At 71.6% G+C, this 16,872-nt stretch carries 15 protein-coding genes and 1 pseudogene; 10 read left to right on the top strand and 6 right to left on the bottom strand.

The features are described from left to right. Positions 1 to 293 precede the first annotated feature (293 nt). From ACZ5NH_RS06295 to ACZ5NH_RS06285, 3 genes are all read left to right on the top strand, one after another. Entirely contained in the window at positions 294 to 1,919 is a 1,626-nt protein-coding gene (locus ACZ5NH_RS06295) for an ABC-F family ATP-binding cassette domain-containing protein (protein ID WP_468773216.1), read from the top strand. Between the two features lie 131 nt (positions 1,920 to 2,050). After that, the gene (ddaH, locus tag ACZ5NH_RS06290; RefSeq protein WP_468773215.1) at positions 2,051 to 2,827 is read left to right on the top strand and encodes a dimethylargininase; all 777 of its coding nucleotides are present in this window, start codon (positions 2,051 to 2,053) and stop codon (positions 2,825 to 2,827) included. A gap of 260 nt (positions 2,828 to 3,087) precedes the next feature. Then, positions 3,088 to 4,062: an acyl-ACP desaturase gene (locus ACZ5NH_RS06285; RefSeq protein ID WP_468773214.1), complete on the top strand. Its 975-nt coding sequence runs from the start codon at positions 3,088 to 3,090 to the stop codon at positions 4,060 to 4,062. Positions 4,063 to 4,135: 73 nt separating this feature from the next. On the opposite strand, the gene ACZ5NH_RS06280 is transcribed toward ACZ5NH_RS06285, so the two are convergent. After that, the gene (locus tag ACZ5NH_RS06280; protein ID WP_388626981.1) at positions 4,136 to 4,381 is read right to left on the bottom strand and encodes a WhiB family transcriptional regulator; all 246 of its coding nucleotides are present in this window, start codon (positions 4,379 to 4,381) and stop codon (positions 4,136 to 4,138) included. A 269-nt stretch (positions 4,382 to 4,650) separates the two neighbouring features. Here ACZ5NH_RS06280 and ACZ5NH_RS06275 point away from each other — a divergent pair, with 269 nt between their 5' ends. After that, positions 4,651 to 5,442 carry a VOC family protein gene (locus ACZ5NH_RS06275; RefSeq protein ID WP_468773213.1) on the top strand — a complete coding sequence of 264 codons (792 nt, stop codon included), beginning with the start codon at positions 4,651 to 4,653 and terminating at the stop codon, positions 5,440 to 5,442. A gap of 643 nt (positions 5,443 to 6,085) precedes the next feature. Here ACZ5NH_RS06275 and ACZ5NH_RS06270 read toward each other — a convergent pair. The 3 genes and pseudogenes from ACZ5NH_RS06270 to ligD form a co-directional block, all read right to left on the bottom strand. After that, a pseudogene (locus ACZ5NH_RS06270) lies at positions 6,086 to 7,084 on the bottom strand (LacI family DNA-binding transcriptional regulator); the annotation flags it as partial. A 49-nt stretch (positions 7,085 to 7,133) separates the two neighbouring features. Beyond that, positions 7,134 to 8,072: an ornithine cyclodeaminase family protein gene (locus ACZ5NH_RS06265; protein WP_468773212.1), complete on the bottom strand. Its 939-nt coding sequence runs from the start codon at positions 8,070 to 8,072 to the stop codon at positions 7,134 to 7,136. 120 nt (positions 8,073 to 8,192) lie between these two features. Then, the gene (gene ligD, locus ACZ5NH_RS06260) at positions 8,193 to 9,212 is read right to left on the bottom strand and encodes a non-homologous end-joining DNA ligase (protein ID WP_388626984.1); all 1,020 of its coding nucleotides are present in this window, start codon (positions 9,210 to 9,212) and stop codon (positions 8,193 to 8,195) included. Positions 9,213 to 9,286: 74 nt separating this feature from the next. Here ligD and ACZ5NH_RS06255 point away from each other — a divergent pair, with 74 nt between their 5' ends. Then, positions 9,287 to 10,363 (top strand): ATP-dependent DNA ligase, encoded by a 1,077-nt coding sequence (locus ACZ5NH_RS06255; protein ID WP_468773211.1) that lies wholly within the window; start codon positions 9,287 to 9,289, stop codon positions 10,361 to 10,363. A gap of 47 nt (positions 10,364 to 10,410) precedes the next feature. Here ACZ5NH_RS06255 and ACZ5NH_RS06250 read toward each other — a convergent pair whose 3' ends face one another. Continuing rightward, positions 10,411 to 11,601 carry a zinc-dependent alcohol dehydrogenase gene (locus tag ACZ5NH_RS06250; RefSeq protein ID WP_468773210.1) on the bottom strand — a complete coding sequence of 397 codons (1,191 nt, stop codon included), beginning with the start codon at positions 11,599 to 11,601 and terminating at the stop codon, positions 10,411 to 10,413. Positions 11,602 to 11,791: 190 nt separating this feature from the next. On the opposite strand from ACZ5NH_RS06250, the gene ACZ5NH_RS06245 reads away from it, so the two are divergent. Further along, a complete protein-coding gene (locus tag ACZ5NH_RS06245; RefSeq protein ID WP_468773209.1) occupies positions 11,792 to 12,778 on the top strand; it encodes a DUF3048 domain-containing protein in 987 nt (328 codons plus the stop codon). 39 nt (positions 12,779 to 12,817) lie between these two features. On the opposite strand, the gene ACZ5NH_RS06240 is transcribed toward ACZ5NH_RS06245, so the two are convergent. Next, entirely contained in the window at positions 12,818 to 13,282 is a 465-nt protein-coding gene (locus ACZ5NH_RS06240; protein WP_450984557.1) for a MarR family winged helix-turn-helix transcriptional regulator, read from the bottom strand. Positions 13,283 to 13,463: 181 nt separating this feature from the next. On the opposite strand from ACZ5NH_RS06240, the gene ACZ5NH_RS06235 reads away from it, so the two are divergent. The 4 genes from ACZ5NH_RS06235 to pcaH are packed head-to-tail and all read left to right on the top strand — an operon-like array spanning position 13,464 to position 16,872. Next, entirely contained in the window at positions 13,464 to 14,231 is a 768-nt protein-coding gene (locus ACZ5NH_RS06235) for a CoA transferase subunit A (protein WP_468773208.1), read from the top strand. Then, positions 14,231 to 14,875, top strand: coding sequence for a CoA transferase subunit B (locus ACZ5NH_RS06230; protein ID WP_388626993.1), 645 nt, complete (start codon positions 14,231 to 14,233; stop codon positions 14,873 to 14,875). The genes ACZ5NH_RS06235 and ACZ5NH_RS06230 overlap by 1 nt, the downstream gene beginning before the upstream one ends. Then, the gene (locus ACZ5NH_RS06225) at positions 14,872 to 16,083 is read left to right on the top strand and encodes a thiolase family protein (RefSeq protein WP_468773207.1); all 1,212 of its coding nucleotides are present in this window, start codon (positions 14,872 to 14,874) and stop codon (positions 16,081 to 16,083) included. The genes ACZ5NH_RS06230 and ACZ5NH_RS06225 overlap by 4 nt, the downstream gene beginning before the upstream one ends. Positions 16,084 to 16,098: 15 nt before the next feature. Then, positions 16,099 to 16,872, top strand: a complete 774-nt coding sequence (gene pcaH / locus ACZ5NH_RS06220; protein WP_468773206.1) for a protocatechuate 3,4-dioxygenase subunit beta — start codon at positions 16,099 to 16,101, stop codon at positions 16,870 to 16,872.

Here is a 16,872-nt window from a genome sequence, read left to right as displayed (position 1 = left end):
CACGAGCGGCTCGCCGGGCAGTTAATTGCGTTGACAGCCTCCAGGCCCCCTCCTACGGTTTACACCGGTCCTGTTGCCGTCGATTGGAGAAGGACGTTGCTCGTCTGAGGTCCTGAGGCATCGCGTCGCACCGGTTGAGGTGTGTGCGCGGCGTACGACCTCGGCGTCCGAGCCGTCCTCGGGCACAGGCCCTCTTTTCATGGCCTCTTCGTGCCCCACGACCTTTCGGTTCCCGCCTCGCGGTGTCTCGACATGCGTCCACCCGACCGCACGAAACCCCTCGCGAGGCCCTCATGTCATCCTCCCTCACCTGTACGTCCCTGTCCTTCACCTGGGCCGACGACACCGTCGTCTTCGACGGCCTCGACATCGCCTTCGGGCCCGGCCGGACCGGCCTCGTCGGTATCAACGGATCAGGGAAGTCAACCCTGTTGAAGCTGCTGGCCGGCGAACTCACCCCGGCCGACGGCATCGTCAAGGTCTCCGGCGAGGTCGGCTACCTCCCGCAGAACGTCACCCTGGACACCGCGCTCCGCGTCGACCGGGTCCTCGGCATCGCCGAACGGCGGGCCGCGCTGCACGCCATCGAGGCGGGCGACGCCGCCGAGGAGCACTTCGAGACGCTCGGCGACGACTGGGACGTCGAGGAGCGCGCCCTGGTCACGCTCGGCGAGCTCGGTCTCGGCCATATCGGCCTGGACCGCACGGTCGGCGAGGTCTCCGGCGGCGAGTCGGTGCTGCTGCGGCTGGCCGCACTGCTGCTGCGCCGCCCGGACGTGCTGCTGCTGGACGAGCCCACCAACAACCTGGACCTGTATGCGCGCCGACGGCTGTACCAGGCCGTCTCCGCGTGGCCGGGCGTCCTGGTCGTGGTCAGCCACGACCGGGAATTGCTCGACCTGGTCGACCGGATCGCGGAACTGCGCTCCGGCGAGGTCACCTGGTTCGGCGGCAACTTCTCGGCGTACGAGGAGGCTGTGGCCGTCGAGCAGGAGGCGGCCGAGCGGATGGTGCGCGTCGCCGAGGCCGATGTGCGCAGGCAGCGACGCGAACTGTCCGACGCCCAGGTAAAGCTGGCCCGGCGCAACCGGTACGGGCAGAAGATGTGGGACTCCAAGCGCGAACCGAAGATCGTCATGGGTGCCCGCAAACGCGCTGCCCAGGAGTCGGCGGGCAAGCACCGCATCATGCACGAGGAGCGGCTCGCCGAGGCCCGGGAGCGCCTGGACGAGGCGGTGGAGGCGGTACGGGACGACGACGAGATCCGCGTCGAGCTGCCGTACACGGCCGTACCGCCCGGCCGGCAGGTGCTCACCCTGGAGAAGCTGGAAATGGCCTACCACGCGCGCGTGGAGGGCATCCTCGATCTGCGCGGCCCGCAGCGCGTCGCGCTGGTCGGCCGCAACGGCGCCGGCAAGACGACGCTGCTGCGGACCGTCGCCGGAGAGCTGGCGCCGGTGGCCGGCGAGGCGCGGGTGCATGTCCCGCTGCGTTTCCTGCCCCAGCGGCTGGACGTGCTGGACGACGCGCTGACGGTCGCCGAGAACGTGGCCCGGTTCGCGCCGGACGCCACCAACAACCGGATCCGGGCGCGGCTGGCCCGCTTCCTGTTCCGGGGCGCGCGGGCCGACCAGCAGGCGGCCACGCTGTCGGGCGGCGAGCGGTTCCGGGCGGCCCTGGCCGCGTTGATGCTCGCCGAGCCGGCACCCCAGTTGCTGCTGCTCGACGAGCCGACCAACAATCTCGACATGGCGAGCGTGCGGCAGCTGACCTCGGCCCTGGAGTCGTACGAGGGCGCGCTGCTCGTGGCCAGTCACGACCTGCCGTTCCTGGAGTCGATCGGCATCACCCGCTGGCTGCTGATGGAGGAGGGGGTGCTGAAGGAGATCTCGCCGGACGACATCGAGGCCTCGGCGTAGGACCTGACGTCTCAGGAGGGCCACAGCCTGACACCGGGGGTTTTGTCGTGGCCGGGGCGGATTGCATGATGGCGGACCGGTGCCGTCTCACCGGCACCGGAAAACCGCACCATCGATTCGAAAGGCCCCTCGTGCCCAGCAAGAAGGCCCTCGTCCGCCGCCCAAGTCCCCGTCTCGCCGAAGGCCTGGTGACGCACATCGAGCGGGAGAAGGTCGATGTCGGGCTCGCCGTCGAGCAGTGGGAGGCCTATGTCGAGGCCCTGCGCACGCACGACTGGGAGACGATCGAGGTCGACCCGGAGGACGACTGCCCGGACTCGGTGTTCGTCGAGGACACCGTCGTCATGTACAAGAACGTGGCGTTGATCACCCGGCCCGGCGCGGAGTCCCGGCGCCTTGAGACCGTCGGCGTGGAGGAGGCGGTGGCCCGCCTCGGCTGCTCGGTCAACTGGATCTGGGACCCGGGCACGCTGGACGGCGGTGACGTCCTGAAGGTCGGGGACACGGTGTACGTGGGCCGCGGCGGGCGCACCAACGCGGCCGGTGTGCAACAGGTGCGGGCCGCCTTCGAACCGCTGGGCGCGCGCGTGGTGGCCGTTCCCGTGAGCAAGGTGCTGCACCTGAAGTCCGCGGTGACCGCTCTGCCCGACGGCACGGTGATCGGGCACATACCGAAGGTCGACCGGCCGTCGCTGTTCCCCGGGTTCCTGTCGGTGCCGGAGGAGTCCGGCTCGCACGTGGTGCTGCTCGGCGGGCACAAGCTGCTGATGGCGGCGAGCGCGCCGAAGACCGCGGAACTGCTGACCGATCTCGGCCACGAGGTGGTCACGGTGGACATCAGCGAGTTCGAGAAGCTGGAGGGTTGTGTGACGTGCCTCTCAGTGCGACTGCGGGAGCTGTACGCCTGACGGACGGTCCCGTCCCTGCGACCGCCTCGGGATCCGTATGGTCCGGAGGCCGTCGGCACGTCCGGAAGCGGCCGGCGAACGCGCGCGGCAACACGGCGGGAGGACCCATCCGGAGGTACTGATCAGCGATCTTTACGACAGCCTTAACCTACGGCTTCGTAACCTACGGATTCGTAGCCTACGATCTCGTAGGTTTCCGGCACCGCTCGCCGGACTGCCCCTTTCTCTCCCCCGCTGTTCGGCGTCCCCCTGGAGTTACCGTGACGATCACCTCCCCTCACCTCGGCAGCCCGTCCGCATGGACCGACGCCCGGCTGCTGTTCGCGCTGGAGGAAGTGGTCGAGAAGGAGCTGAACCGGCATCTGAAGATCGCCAAGGACTGGATGCCGCACGAGTACGTGCCCTGGAGCGACGGCCGCAACTTCCCCGGCCTGTTCGAGGACGGGGAGGCCTGGGAAAAGGGCCAGTCCAAGGTGACCGAGATCGGCCGTACCGCCCTCGTGGTCAACCTGCTCACCGAGGACAACCTGCCGAGCTACCACCACGAGATCGCCACGCTCTTCGGCCGCGACGGCGCCTGGGGCACCTGGGTGCACCGCTGGACGGCCGAGGAGGGCCGGCACGGCATCGTGATGCGCGACTATCTGCTCGCCTCGCGCGCGGTGGACCCCGACAAGCTGGAGCAGTTCCGCATGGCGCACATGAGCGAGGGTTTCGAGTCCGACAACCGGCACTCGATGCTGCACTCGATCGCCTACGTCGCCTTCCAGGAGCTGGCCACCCGGATCTCGCACCGCAACACCGGCCACCAGTCCGGCGACCCGGTCTGCGACCGCATGCTGGCCCGCATCGCGACCGACGAGAACCTGCACATGGTCTTCTACCGCAACCTGCTGAAGGCCGCTTTCGACCTGGCCCCCGATCTGACCATGCGGGCCGTCCGTGACGTCGTGGTCAACTTCCGCATGCCCGGTCACGGCATCCCCGGCTTCGAGCGGGCCGCCGCGCAGATGGCCATCGGCGAGGTGTACAACCTGCGCATCCACCACGACGACGTGCTGCAGCCCGTACTGCGCTTCCTGAAGGTCATGGAGATCGACGGCCTCGGCCCCGAGGGACGCCAGGCGCAGGAGGAACTCGGCCTGTTCATGGACGGCCTGGACGAGGAGGCCGCCAAGTTCGACGCGAAGCTGGCCGCCCGCAAGGCCCGGATGGCGGCCCGGGCGGGAGCCTGACGCACGCGGGCGCCGGACGCTCGCGGCCGGCCCTTCCGGGAGGACGGGGGCAGGCGGGCGTCGGCGGACGACGTCAGTGGGACGTGCGGCGCAGGGCGAGGCGCTCCTTCTCGGACAGACCGCCCCAGACGCCGAAGCGCTCGTCGTTGGCCAGCGCGTAGTCCAGGCAGGCCGGACGCAGCTCGCACATGGCGCAGATGCGCTTCGCCTCGCGCACCGAGCTGCCCGGCTCGGGGAAGAAGAAGTCCGGCCCGGTCTGCGCGCACAGGGCCTGCGCCTGCCAGGCGTCGTCGGCCGGGGTGATCGTGTCGAAGTGCATGCCCAGGATCGTGCCGCGCGGCGAAAAACGTTCGATCAACGCCGGGTCAACGCCGACGGCAGGGCCTCCGGCCGTCCCCGATGATGCTCCCCGGAACCGCACGGGCGCACGGCGGCGCGCGGGGCGCGGCGAAAACCCGATGAACGCACCCGGGCGCCCAGGACGAAGGCGGATCCCTCCGGCGCGTCGCGGCGCTCCGGCAGCGATTGTCAGTGGGGGGTGCCAGACTCGGCAGTGCAGAGGACGGGACCCCTTTCGAGGAGGGCGAGATGCTCACCACCCGTTTCGTCAACGGCGCTCCGAACTGGATCGACATCGGCACCCCCGACATCGACGGCGCCGTCGCCTTCTACGGCGGTCTCTTCGGCTGGCAGTTCCAGTCGGCGGGGCCGGAGGCAGGAGGCTACGGCTTCTTCCAGCTGGGCGGCAGGACCGTCACGGGCGGCATGCAATCCGGCCCCGAGCAGGGCCCGCCGGCCTGGACGGTGTACTTCCAGAGCGCCGACGCACAGGCCACCGCCAAGGCCGCCGAACAGGCGCACGGCAGCGTGCTGTTCCAGCCGATGGACGTCATGGGCGAGGGGCACATGGCGGTTCTCGCCGACCAGGCGGGTGTGCCCTTCGGGATCTGGCAGCCGGGCCGGACCAAGGGCGTGGACGTGGCGAGCGAGCCGGGCTCCCTGTGCTGGGTCGAGCTGTACACCCCGGACATCGCGGCGGCCGCCGCCTTCTACCACCAGGTGCTGGGCCACGAAACCTCCGCCGTGCCGTTCCCCGGCGGGACGTACACGTGCGTCAATCCGGCCGACGGCGGCGAGGACGCGATGTTCGGCGGGGTCGTGCCCCTGGCCGACGACCCGTCCGAGGCCCAGGGCAGCCCGTACTGGCTGCCGTACTTCGAGGTCGAGGACACCGACGCGGTCGTGGAGAAGGTCCAGCGGCTCGGCGGAAAGGTGCGCATGCCGGCGACGACCCTGGAGGGCGTCGGCCGCATGGCCAAGTTCGCCGACCCGTACGGCGCCCGCTTCGCGGTGATCAAGAGCCAGGCGCCGCAGGACTGAATCCGGTCGGCCGGCCGGACCGGAGCCGCACACACGGCGACAGGTCCTCGCGCCGTGGCTAGGCGGACGCCCGTCGTATCAGCGTGGTCGGGAGGATCACGCCACCGACGGGCGCGCCGTCACCCGCCGTGGTTCCGGCCCGGTCGCGGCCGTCGGCCCGGTCGCGGCCCTCGGTCCGGTCGCGGCCCTCGGTCCGGCCGCGGCCCTCGGTCCGGCCGCGGCCCTCGGTCCGGCCGCGGCCCTCGGTCCGGCCACGGGCATGCGTGCGGTCGCGGGTTTCCGTCCGGTCGCGGGCTGCCGTCCCATCACGACGGTCCGTCCGGTCGCGGCCGTGCGACCGGTCGCGGCCGTCCGTCCCATCACGGCGGTCCGTCCGGTCGCAGGCATCCATCCGGTCGCGGCCGTCCGTCCCATCACGGCGGTCCGTCCGGTCGCAGGCATCCATCCGGTCGCGGCCGTCCGCCCCATCACGGCCGTCCGTCCGGTCGCAGGCATCCATCCGGTCGCGGCCGTCCGCCCCATCACGGCCGTCCGACCAGTCTCGGCCGTCCGACCGGTCGCGGCCGTCCGACCGGTCGCGCCCGTCCGACCGGTCGCGGGCGTCCGACCCATCACGACGGTCTGACCGGTCGCGGCCGTCCGACAGACCGCGCAGCAGCAGGCGGGCCATCAGGCGGCCCATTCCCTCGATGTCCTGACGGACCGTCGTCAGCGGCGGGTCGGCCTCCTCGGCGACGGGCAGCATGTCGTCGAAGCCGATCACAGCCACGTCCTCCGGCACCCGCCGGCCGCTCGCGCGCAGCACGCGCAGGGCGCCCAGCGCGGTCAGGTCGTTGGCGGCGAACACGGCGTCCACGTCCGGGCAGCGGTCGAGGAGTTCGCGCATGGCGCGTTCGCCGCCGGCCGGGGTGAAGTCGCTCTCCACCACCAGCCGGGGATCGTCGCCGCCCGGCACCTCGGCCATGACGTCCCGGTAACCGTCGAGCCGGTCCACCGCCGACGTCTGGTCCAGGACACCGGTGATATGCGCGATGCGTCTGCGGCCGAGATCCACCAGATGCCGTACGGCCGCGCGCGCCCCGCCCCGGTTGTCGCAGTCGACGTACACCACGCCCGGGTCCTGCACCGTGGAGCGAGTGGGGCCGGCCTCGCGGTCCACCTCTCCCCAGCCGGGCCGTCCGCCGAACACGGTGGGCACGCCGGCGTCGTGGATGAGGCCGGGCAACGGGTCGTCGAGATGCAGGGAGAAGACCAGCGCGCCGTCGACATGGCCCCCGGAGAGATACCGGGCCACGCGCGTGTGATCGTCGCGGCCCTCGGTGAGCAGCAGTACCAACTGGTTGTCGTGTGCGGTCAGTTCCTTGCTGATGCCGCGCAGCTGCAGGGCGAAGAAGGGATCGGCGAAGACCCGGGTCTCGGGCTCGGCGATGACGACCGCGACGGCGTCGTGCCGCTTGGTGACGAGGCTGCGCGCCGCCTGGTTGGGGACGTAACCCAGCTCTGCCACGGCCTGCCGGACGCGCTCGGCCAAGGGTTCGCGCACCCCGTCGCCGCCGTTGACCACCCGCGAGACGGTGGCCCGGGACACGCCGGCGAGCGCGGCCACGGCCTCCAGCGTGGGACGCGACGCTGCCTCGGCCACTTCGGGACTCCTCATCGGCGGTTGCCGGTCAGGATAACCGCGCCGCGGCTCACTTCAGCAGGTCGATCGTCGCGCCCACACCTCGGCGTTCCGCCTCCCGCCAGGCGAGCCAGGCGAGAGCGAGGTCCTGCCAGGGCAGCCCGACAGGGGCGTACACCGTGCGCTGCCGGGCCGCGGTGCGGCCGGGGTGCGCCCCGCTCAGGACGTCGGTGAGGGTGGCGTCGGCGGTGGTCCGGGCGAGTCCGGGCGCGGCCAGCGCGCCCATGCGCACGGCGAGTTCGATGTCGTCCACGACGAGGAGCGCGGCGTCCAGCAGGTCCGGGGCGAGTTCCCGCTTGCCGGGCTCGTCGGTGCCGAGGCTCGTGAAGTGCTGTCCGGCACGGGTGTCCGCGAGGGTGAGCAGCGGGGCCCGGGACCAGGTCGCGAGCAGGACTGTGTCCGCGGCCCCGGCCACCGCGCCGGCCGAGTCCAGCACCCGTCCGCCGTGCCGGGCGGCGAAGGCGGCGGCCCGGCCGGAGTCGGTGTCGTGCACGACGAGCCGGCCGGGCGGGCGCTCGATCGCCAGCCCGCGCAGCGTCAATTCGGCCTGCGCACCGGCGCCGATCACGCCGAGCACGCCGTGGCCGGCCGGGGCCAGGAGCGCGGTGCCGAGGGCGGCGGCCAGCCCGGTCCGCCAGGCCGTGACGGTCGCCGAGTCCAGCAGGGCGAGCAGTTCGCCGTCCGTGCCGCCGTGCAGGCAGATCACGCCGCGCAGGGCGGGCCGGGCGCCGGGGAACTTGGCGTTGACCTTCACGGTGTAGGCCTCGACGCCGGGCAGCAGACCGGGAATGAGCGCGGTGGCGGTGCCGGGGAACGGCAGGTCGGTACGGACCCGTTGGCCGGGTACGGCGGTGGCGCCGGCCGTGTGGAAGCCCTCACGGAGGGCGGCGAGACAGGCCGCGGGCTCCAGCACGGCCTCCAGGTCACTTCGGGTCAGGACAAGGGTCATCCCGGCATGATCCCCTGGTCCGGGGCCGTTGTCAGTGCCGTGGTGCATGCTGTGATCAGTGGCGGACGGGCGCCACGGTGGACCATGGGGGGAGGACAAGATATGGTCCGCGCACTGCTCTCAGGGCATCGGCTCCTGCCGGGCCCGGCTCGGCTGGACGCGTTTGGGTTCGCCGGGCATCTTCGGGTACTCCGGTGGGTACGGCAGATCGCCCAGGCCGTGGTCGTGTTCTTCGCGGCGGGCCAGCTCCAGCAGGGCGTCCAGGGAGTAGGCGTGGTCGTCCATGTCGGCGTGCACGTCGCCGAGTTCGGCGAAGCGGGCCGGCATGGTGGCGAGGTCGAAGTCGGCGGGGTGGGCCACGCCGACCTCCTCCCAGCGCAGGGGTGCCGAGACGGTGGCGTTCGGGCGGGGGCGTACGGAGTAGGCGGAGGCGATGGTGCGGTCGCGAGCCGTCTGGTTGTAGTCCAGGAAGATGCGGCGGCCCCGTTCCTCCTTCCACCACTTGATCGTCACATGGTCGGGCATCCGGCGTTCCATCTCCCGGCCGACGGCGATCGCGGCGCGGCGCACCTGGGTGAAGGTCCAACGCGGTTCGATCGGGACGAAGACGTGCAGACCCCGGCCACCGGAGGTCTTCGGCCAGCCGCGCAGCCCGCCGAACTCGTCGAGGACGGCGCGCAGTTCATGGGCGGCGCGGGCCGCGTCGTGATAGTCGGTGCCGGGCTGCGGATCGAGGTCGATGCGCAGTTCGTCCGGGCGGTCGACGTCCGTGGCCCGCACCGGCCAGGGGTGGAAGGTGAGCGTGCCGTACTGGGCGGCCCACACGACGGCGGCCTGTTCGGTGGGGCACATCTCGTCGGCACTGCGGCCGCTGGGGAAGGTGATGTGGGCGGTCGGGATCCAGTCGGGCATGCCCTTGGGGGCCCGCTTCTGGAAGAACCACTCGCCGCCCACGCCGTCCGGGTAGCGCTCCAGCGTGGTGGGGCGGTTGCGCAGCGCGCGCAGGATGCCGGGGCCCACGGCGACGTAGTACTGCGCGAGGTCCAGCTTGGTGAAGCCCCGCTCCGGGAAGAAGACCTTGCCCGGACTGGACAGCCGTACGGTCCGGCCGTCCACCTCCAGTTCCACCGCATCACCCATGCGGCCACGGTAGGCGCACCCCGCACGGCTCGCACACCGGGCGGCACGCGGTGGATGCGAGCAGAATCTAATCCATGGATCTCCCCGTCATGCCGCCTGTCAAGCCCATGCTCGCCAAGTCGGTGGCGAAGATCCCGCCGGGGATGCACTACGAGGCGAAGTGGGACGGGTTCCGTTCGATCGTGTTCCGGGACGGGGCCGAGGTCGAGCTGGGCAGCCGTACCGGTAAGCCGTTGACCAGGTATTTTCCCGAGCTGGTGGCGGCGCTGAAGGAGCGGGTGCCCGAGCGGTGCGTGCTGGACGGGGAGATCGTGATCGCGCGGGAGGGCCATCTGGACTTCGACGCGCTGACCGAGCGGATCCATCCGGCCGACTCCCGGGTGCGGATGCTGGCGGAGAAGACCCCGGCGTCCTTCGTCGCCTTCGACCTGCTCGCCCTGGACGACCACTCCCTGCTCGACGTCCCGCTGACCGACCGCAGGGCCCTGCTGGAACGGGCGCTCGCCGACGCGACACCGCCGGTGCATGTGGCGCCCGCGACGACCGACATCGAGGTGGCGCAGCAGTGGTTCGAGCACTACGAGGGCGCCGGGCTCGACGGAGTCGTCGCCAAACCGCTCGATCTGCGCTACCGGCAGGACGAGCGGGTCATGTTCAAGGTCAAGCACGAGCGGACGGCGGATGTCGTCGTGGCCGGGTACCGGTTCCACAAGAGCGGCCCGGTGGTGGGCTCACTGCTGCTCGGCCTGTACGACGATCGGGGGCAGCTCCAGCATGTGGGGGTGTCGGCCGCCTTCGCCATGAAGAAGCGGGCCGAACTGGTCGAGGAGTTGGAGCCGCTGCGCATGGCGGACGTGACCGGGCACCCGTGGGCGGCCTGGTCGGAGGAGGCCGCCCATGAGACGGCCCGGCTGCCCGGCGCGCCGAGCCGGTGGTCCGGAAAGAAGGACCTGTCCTGGGTGCCGCTCCGGCCGGAGCGGGTCGCCGAGGTGGCGTACGACCACATGGAGAACGGGCAGCGCTTCCGGCACACCGCCCGCTTCCGCCGCTGGCGCCCGGACCGCACACCGGAGAGCTGCACCTACGCCCAGTTGGAGGAGCCGGTGCGCTACGACCTCGCGGAGATCCTGGGCGAGAAGAACCGGAGCTGAGCCGGGCGGACCGGGCCCAGGCCAGGCAGGGCCGGCGGGCCGGAGTCCTACGGCTGCATGAGGATCTTGATGGCGCCGTCCTGCTTGTGCTGGAACATGTCGTAGGCCTGCGGTGCCTCGGCGAGCGGCAGCCGGTGGGTGGCGAAGTCGTCGACGCCGAGCGGGTCCTCGTCGGTGAGATAGGGCATGATCTCGTCGCTCCAGCGCCGGACGTTGGCCTGACCCATGCGCAGCTGGATCTGCTTGTCGAACAGGGTGAGCATCGGCATCGGGTCGGCGGTGCCGCCGTAGACGCCGCTCAGCGAGATGGTGCCGCCGCGGCGTACCAGGTCGATCGCCATGTACAGGGCGCTGAGCCGGTCGATGCTGAAGCGTTCCGCGAGGGGAGCGCTGATCTTGCGGGGCAGCAGCCCGGTGGCCGTCTGGGCGAGCTTGGCGGCGGCGCTGCCGTGGGCTTCGGTGCCGACGGCGTCGATCACGGCGTCCGGGCCCCGGCCGCCGGTCTCGTCGCGGATGGCGTGGACCAGCGCCTTCTCGTCGTCGAAGGCCCGCAGGTCGTAGGTCTCCACGCCGTCCCGGCCGGCGCGCGCGAGCCGTTCCGGCACCAGGTCGATGCCGAACACCCGCTCCGCGCCGCGTGCCTTGGCGATCCGGCAGGCCATGTCGCCGATGGGCCCGAGGCCGAGGACGGCGAGGGTGCCGCCGGGCGGGACCGCGGCGTACTCGACGGCCTGCCAGGCGGTCGGCAGGACGTCGGAGAGATAGACGAAACGGTCGTCCGGCGGGCCCTCGGGCACCTTCATCGGCCCGAACTGAGCCTGTGGGACGCGCAGATACTCGGCCTGGGCGCCGGCCACGGCGCCGTACAGGCGGGTGTAGCCGAACAGGGCGGCGCCCATTCCCTCGCCGGTGACCTGGGTGGTCTCGCACTGGGTCGGCAGCCCGGTCAGACACATCCAGCAATTGCCGCAGGCGATCTGGAACGGCACCACGACCCGGTCCCCGGCCTTGAGGTCCGGCACTCCGGGGCCGACCTCCTCGACGATGCCCATCGGTTCGTGCCCGAGGATGTCGCCCGGAGTCATGAACGGGGTGAGCACCTCGTACAGATGCAGGTCCGAGCCGCACAGTCCGGTGGACGTGATACGGATGACGGCGTCGGTGGGCTCTTCGATCCGCGGGTCGGGCACGTCCTCGACCCGGACGTCCCGCCGCCCCTGCCAGGTGACTGCCTTCATGGGTCCCGCTCCCTCGATCGCGTGGGCGTTTGGCGGTGGCGCACGGGTACCCGCGCCCACCAGCACCGAACCCCTCCTGCCGGACCCCGAACCGCCCACGAAGCGCGCACGTCCGTAAGCGTTCGGGTATGGCCGACGATGACCCGATGAGCACACAATCGGACACATGAACGGGGTGGCCATGGTGGGCATGAGACACAGAGCGCGCATGCGACGCGGGGCGCTGACGGCGGCGGCCCTGGCGGTCTCGCTGACCGCCTCCCTCACGGCCTGCACGCATCACGGCCGGGACGACGGCCGCGCCCAGCGGCACACCCCGGCATCCACGGCGCCGCCGACTCCGGCGCCATCGGTCGCGGCGGCGGGCTCACCACTCGCCGTGAAGATCGACAACGTGCCCGCGGCCCGCCCGCAGACCGGGCTCGACGCGGCGGACGTGGTGTACGCCGAGCAGGTGGAGGGCGGTCTGAGCCGGCTGATGGCGGTGTACGCGACGAGGCTTCCGCAGACCGTGGGACCGGTGCGCAGCGCCCGCGAGTCCGATCTGGAGCTGCTGCGCCAGTTCCACCGGCCGACGCTCGCCTTCTCCGGCGCCCAGCACAAGCTGCTCCCGCTGATCGACCGGGCGCCGCTGCGGCCGGAGTCCCCCGACGAGACCCCCGCCGCCTACTACCGGGGCACCGCCAAGGCCGCCCCGCACAACCTGTATGTGCACCCCGCCAAGCTGCTGCCGTCCGCCCCGGGCAAAGCAGCGCTGACGACCGGCTTCAGCTACGGCCCGGCCCCGTCCGGCGGCACCCCGACGGCCACGCGCACCGTCCGCTACCCGGCCGCCCGCTTCACCTTCACCTGGTCCGCCGAGCGGCACCGCTGGCTGGTGGCGATGGACGGCACGCCCACGGTGACGACGGACGGCACACGGGTGGCACCGGCGACGGTCGTCGTGCAGTACGTGAAGATCCGGATCTCCCGCTACCATGACGTGCTGGGCAACCACACGCCGTACACCGTGACGGTCGGCTCGGGGAAGGCCCAGGTGCTGCGCGACGGCCGGTCCTTCGACGCCTCCTGGTCACGGCCGGCCGCGACGGACGGTACGACGTTCACGGCGGCGGACGGCAGCCGGATGAACTTCGCCGCCGGCCAGGTGTGGGTGGTGTTCGCACCGGCGCCGTGAACTGCCGCACGGGACCGGTCAACGCCCGTACCGGCCCGGTCAGCCCCGCGCGGCCAGTGGTTCGGCCGGGTTGCGCAGGCCCTCGGCCGCGTCCGCGACCCGGCGGATCAGATCGAAGAACACGGTCTGTTCCTCGGCGGACAGCGGCGCGAGGAAGACCTGGTTCATCCGGGCGGTGCGCACGGTCAGCTTGCGGTGGACGCGCCGACCCTCGTCGGTCAGGCGGAGCAGGAAGCGCCGGCCGTCCTCCGGGTCGCGCGCCTTGGTCAGCAGCTCCCGGCGGCCGAGCCGGCTGATGACCTCGGCGATGGTCGAGCGGTCCAGGCCCACCCGCTCGCCCACGGTCCGCTGGTCGAGGCCCGGCTCGGCGACGAGCGCGTTCATGACCGCGAACTGCGGCGAGGTGATCTCCTCGGAGACCATCGTGTTCCACAGCAGGTAGTGCGCCTGCTGCAGCCGCCGGGCCAGGTGCCCGGGATGGGTGGTGAGGTCCACCGCGGCCATGTGCGCTCCCTGATCATTTCGTTGGTGCACTGAACAATACCCGCCGATCAGTCAGCCTGTCCCCATGAGGCCTGCGAATAGCCCGTATCTTGACGGATGTCGTCGCCCGGTGGCAGCGTGTGAGGCACCTCGCTGAAATACTCAGTGCGCTGATTAATGGCGGAGAGATGAGGCTTCACGGATGGACAAGGTGGTCGCCACGGCCCGTCAGGCGGTGGCCGATGTGCCGGACGGCGCGTCCCTCGCGGTCGGCGGGTTCGGGCTGAGCGGTGTGCCGAACGTGCTGATCCAGGCGTTGTACGAGCGCGGGGTCGGCGGTCTCTCGGTCGTCTCCAACAACTGCGGAGCCATGGAGTCCGGACTCGCGGTACTGCTGGCCGCGGGGCGGATCGGCCGGGTGACCGGCTCGTACATCGGCGGCAACAAGGAGTTCGCCCGGCAGTACCTCGGCGGTGAGCTGGAGCTGGAGCTGATCCCGCAGGGCACGCTGGCCGAGCGGCTGCGCGCGGGCGGCGCCGGCATCCCCGCCTTCTACACCCCGGCCGGGGTCGGCACCCAGGTCGCCGAGGGCGGGCTGCCCTGGCGCTACGACGGCTCCGGCGGCGTCGCGCTGGCCTCGCCGCCGAAGGAGGTGCGGGAGTTCGACGGCGTGGAATACGTCCTGGAGCGCGCCATCCGCACCGACTTCGCGCTGGTCAGGGCCACGAAGGGCGACCGGCACGGAAATCTGGTCTTCGCCAGGTCCTCCCGCAACTTCAACCCCCTCGCGGCCATGGCGGGGAAGGTCACGATCGCCGAGGTGGAGGAGCTGGTCGAGCCCGGCGAGATCGACCCGGACGCCGTACACCTGCCGGGCGTCTTCGTGCAGCGGGTGGTGGCCCTGACCCCGGAGCAGGCGGCGGACAAGCGGATCGAGCGGCGGACGGTGAGCAGGACGGTGAGCAGCTGATGGCCTGGACACGCGAGGAGATCGCCGCCCGCGCGGCACGGGAGCTGCGCGACGGCCAGTACGTCAACCTCGGCATCGGCCTGCCGACGCTGATCCCTAACCATCTCCCCCCGGGCGTCGAGGTCGTCCTGGAGTCGGAGAACGGCATCCTGGGCACGGGCCCCTACCCGACCGAGGACCAGGTCGACCCGGATCTGATCAACGCGGGCAAGGAGACCGTGACGGTCCTGCCGGGCGCGTCCTTCTTCGACTCGGCGCTGTCCTTCGCGATGATCCGCGGCGGGCACATCGACGTGGCCGTGCTCGGCGCGATGCAGGTCTCCGCCGGCGGCGACCTGGCCAACTGGGCCGTGCCGGGCAAGCTGGTCACCGGGATCGGCGGCGCGATGGACCTGGTGCACGGCGCCCGTCGGGTGATCGTGGTGATGACCCACACCGCCAAGGACGGCTCCCCGAAGATCCTCAAGGAATGCACGCTGCCGCTCACCGGCAAGGCCTGTGTGAACCGCATCATCACCGATCTTGCGGTGGTGGACGTCACCGAGCGGGGTCTCGCCCTGGTGGAGACCGCGCCCGGGGTGACCGCCCACGACGTCGTCGCCCGGACCGACGCCGCACTCACCATCCCGGAGAACCTGCAGTGAACGCCGTCAGCACGGTCTACCTCGTCGACGCCGTCCGCACCCCCATCGGCCGCTACAACGGCGCCCTGGCCTCCGTACGCCCGGACGACCTCGCCGCCCACGCGATCCGCGCACTCCTCGCCCGCACACCGGCTCTGGACCCGGCCCGGATCGAGGACGTCTACTTCGGCAACGCCAACGGCGCCGGCGAGGAGAACCGCAACGTGGCCCGTATGGCCGCGCTGCTGGCGGGCCTGCCGACCTCCGTGCCCGGCGTGACCGTCAACCGGTTGTGCGCCTCCGGTCTGGAGGCGGTCGTCCAGGCGGCCCGCGCCATCGCCGTCGGCGACGCGCACATCGCCCTAGCCGGCGGCGTGGAGTCCATGACCCGCGCCCCGTATGTGCTGCCCAAGTCCGACCGCGCCTTCCCGGCCGGACACGCCGAGCTGTACTCCACGACGCTCGGCTGGCGCATGGTCAACCCGAGGATGGACCCGCAGTGGACCGTCCCGCTCGGCGAGAGCGCGGAGCTGATCGCCGACAAGCACAAGATCACCCGCGAGCAGCAGGACGAGTTCGCCCTCGCCTCGCACCGCAAGGCGGCCGCCGCCCAGGAACAGGGCCTGTTCAGCGCCGAGTTGGCGCCCGTCCAGGTCCCGCAGCGCAAGGGCGAGCCGGTCTCCTTCGCCGCCGACGAGTGCGTACGGCCGGACGCCTCGCTCACCGCGATGGCCGAGCTCAAGCCGTCCTTCCGTACGGACACCGGCACCGTGACCGCGGGCAACGCCTCCCCGCTGAACGACGGCGCCGCCGCCCTGCTCCTCACCGACGAGGAAGGGCTGAAGGCGACCGGCCGCGAACCGCTCGCCCGGATCTCCGCGACCGGGGTGTCCGCGACCGACCCGCACTACTTCGGGCTCGCCCCCGTCGAGGCCGTCAACCGTGCTCTCGCCAAGGCGGGCAAGGGATTCGACGATCTGTCGGTCCTGGAGCTGAACGAGGCCTTCGCCGCCCAGGTCCTCGGCTGCCTCGCCGAATGGCCCGAGTTCGACCCGGCGGTCCTCAACCCCCAGGGCGGCGCCATCGCGCTCGGCCACCCGCTCGGTGCCTCCGGCGCCCGGCTCGCCGGCACCGTCGCCCACCAGCTCGCCCGCCGCGGCTCCGGCACCGGCGTGGCCACCCTCTGCATCGGCGTGGGCCAGGGCCTCGCCCTCGTTCTCGAACGCTGACCTCTAGGACGTCCCATGACTCTCACCCAAGCCGGCATCGACCTCGAAATCGCCGCCGAGCACGCCGCGTACGAGAAGCGCGTCGCCGACGGCGCCGCCGTCGAGCACCATCCGCGCCGCGACTACGCGCCCTACCGCTCCTCCGTACTGCGCCACCCCAAGCAGCCCCTGGTCGCCATCGACACCGCCCGGGACCCGGAGCTGATGGAGCTGCGCTCCCCCGCCTTCGGCGAGCGCGACATCACCGGGATCGACAACGACCTCACCAGGCACCACCGCGGCGAGCCGATCGGCGAGCGGATCACCGTCTCCGGGCGGCTGCTGGACCGCGCCGGGCGCCCGGTGCGCGGCCAGCTCATCGAGATCTGGCAGGCCAACTCGGCCGGGCGCTACGCCCACCAGCGCGAACAGCACGACGCCCCGCTCGACCCGAACTTCACCGGATTCGGCCGCACCCTCACCGACGCCGAGGGCCGCTACCACTTCACCACCATCCAGCCCGGCCCCTATCCGTGGCGCAACCACGTGAACGCCTGGCGCCCGGCACACATCCACTTCTCGGTGTTCGGCACGGCGTTCACCCAGCGGCTGGTGACGCAGATGTACTTCCCGAACGACCCGCTGTTCCCGTACGACCCGATCCTGCAGTCGGTGACGGACGACGCGGCCCGGCAGCGACTGGTCGCCACCTACGACCACGGCCTGTCGGTGCCGGAGTTCTCGCTCGGCTACCACTGGGACATCGTGCTGGACGGCCCGGCCGCCACCTGGACCGAGGAAGGACGCTGA

Source organism: Streptomyces sp. NPDC031426 (genome assembly GCF_055581585.1).
The sequence above is the reverse complement of the archived record's forward strand: the minus strand, read 5'-3'. Positions and strand labels throughout refer to the sequence as shown.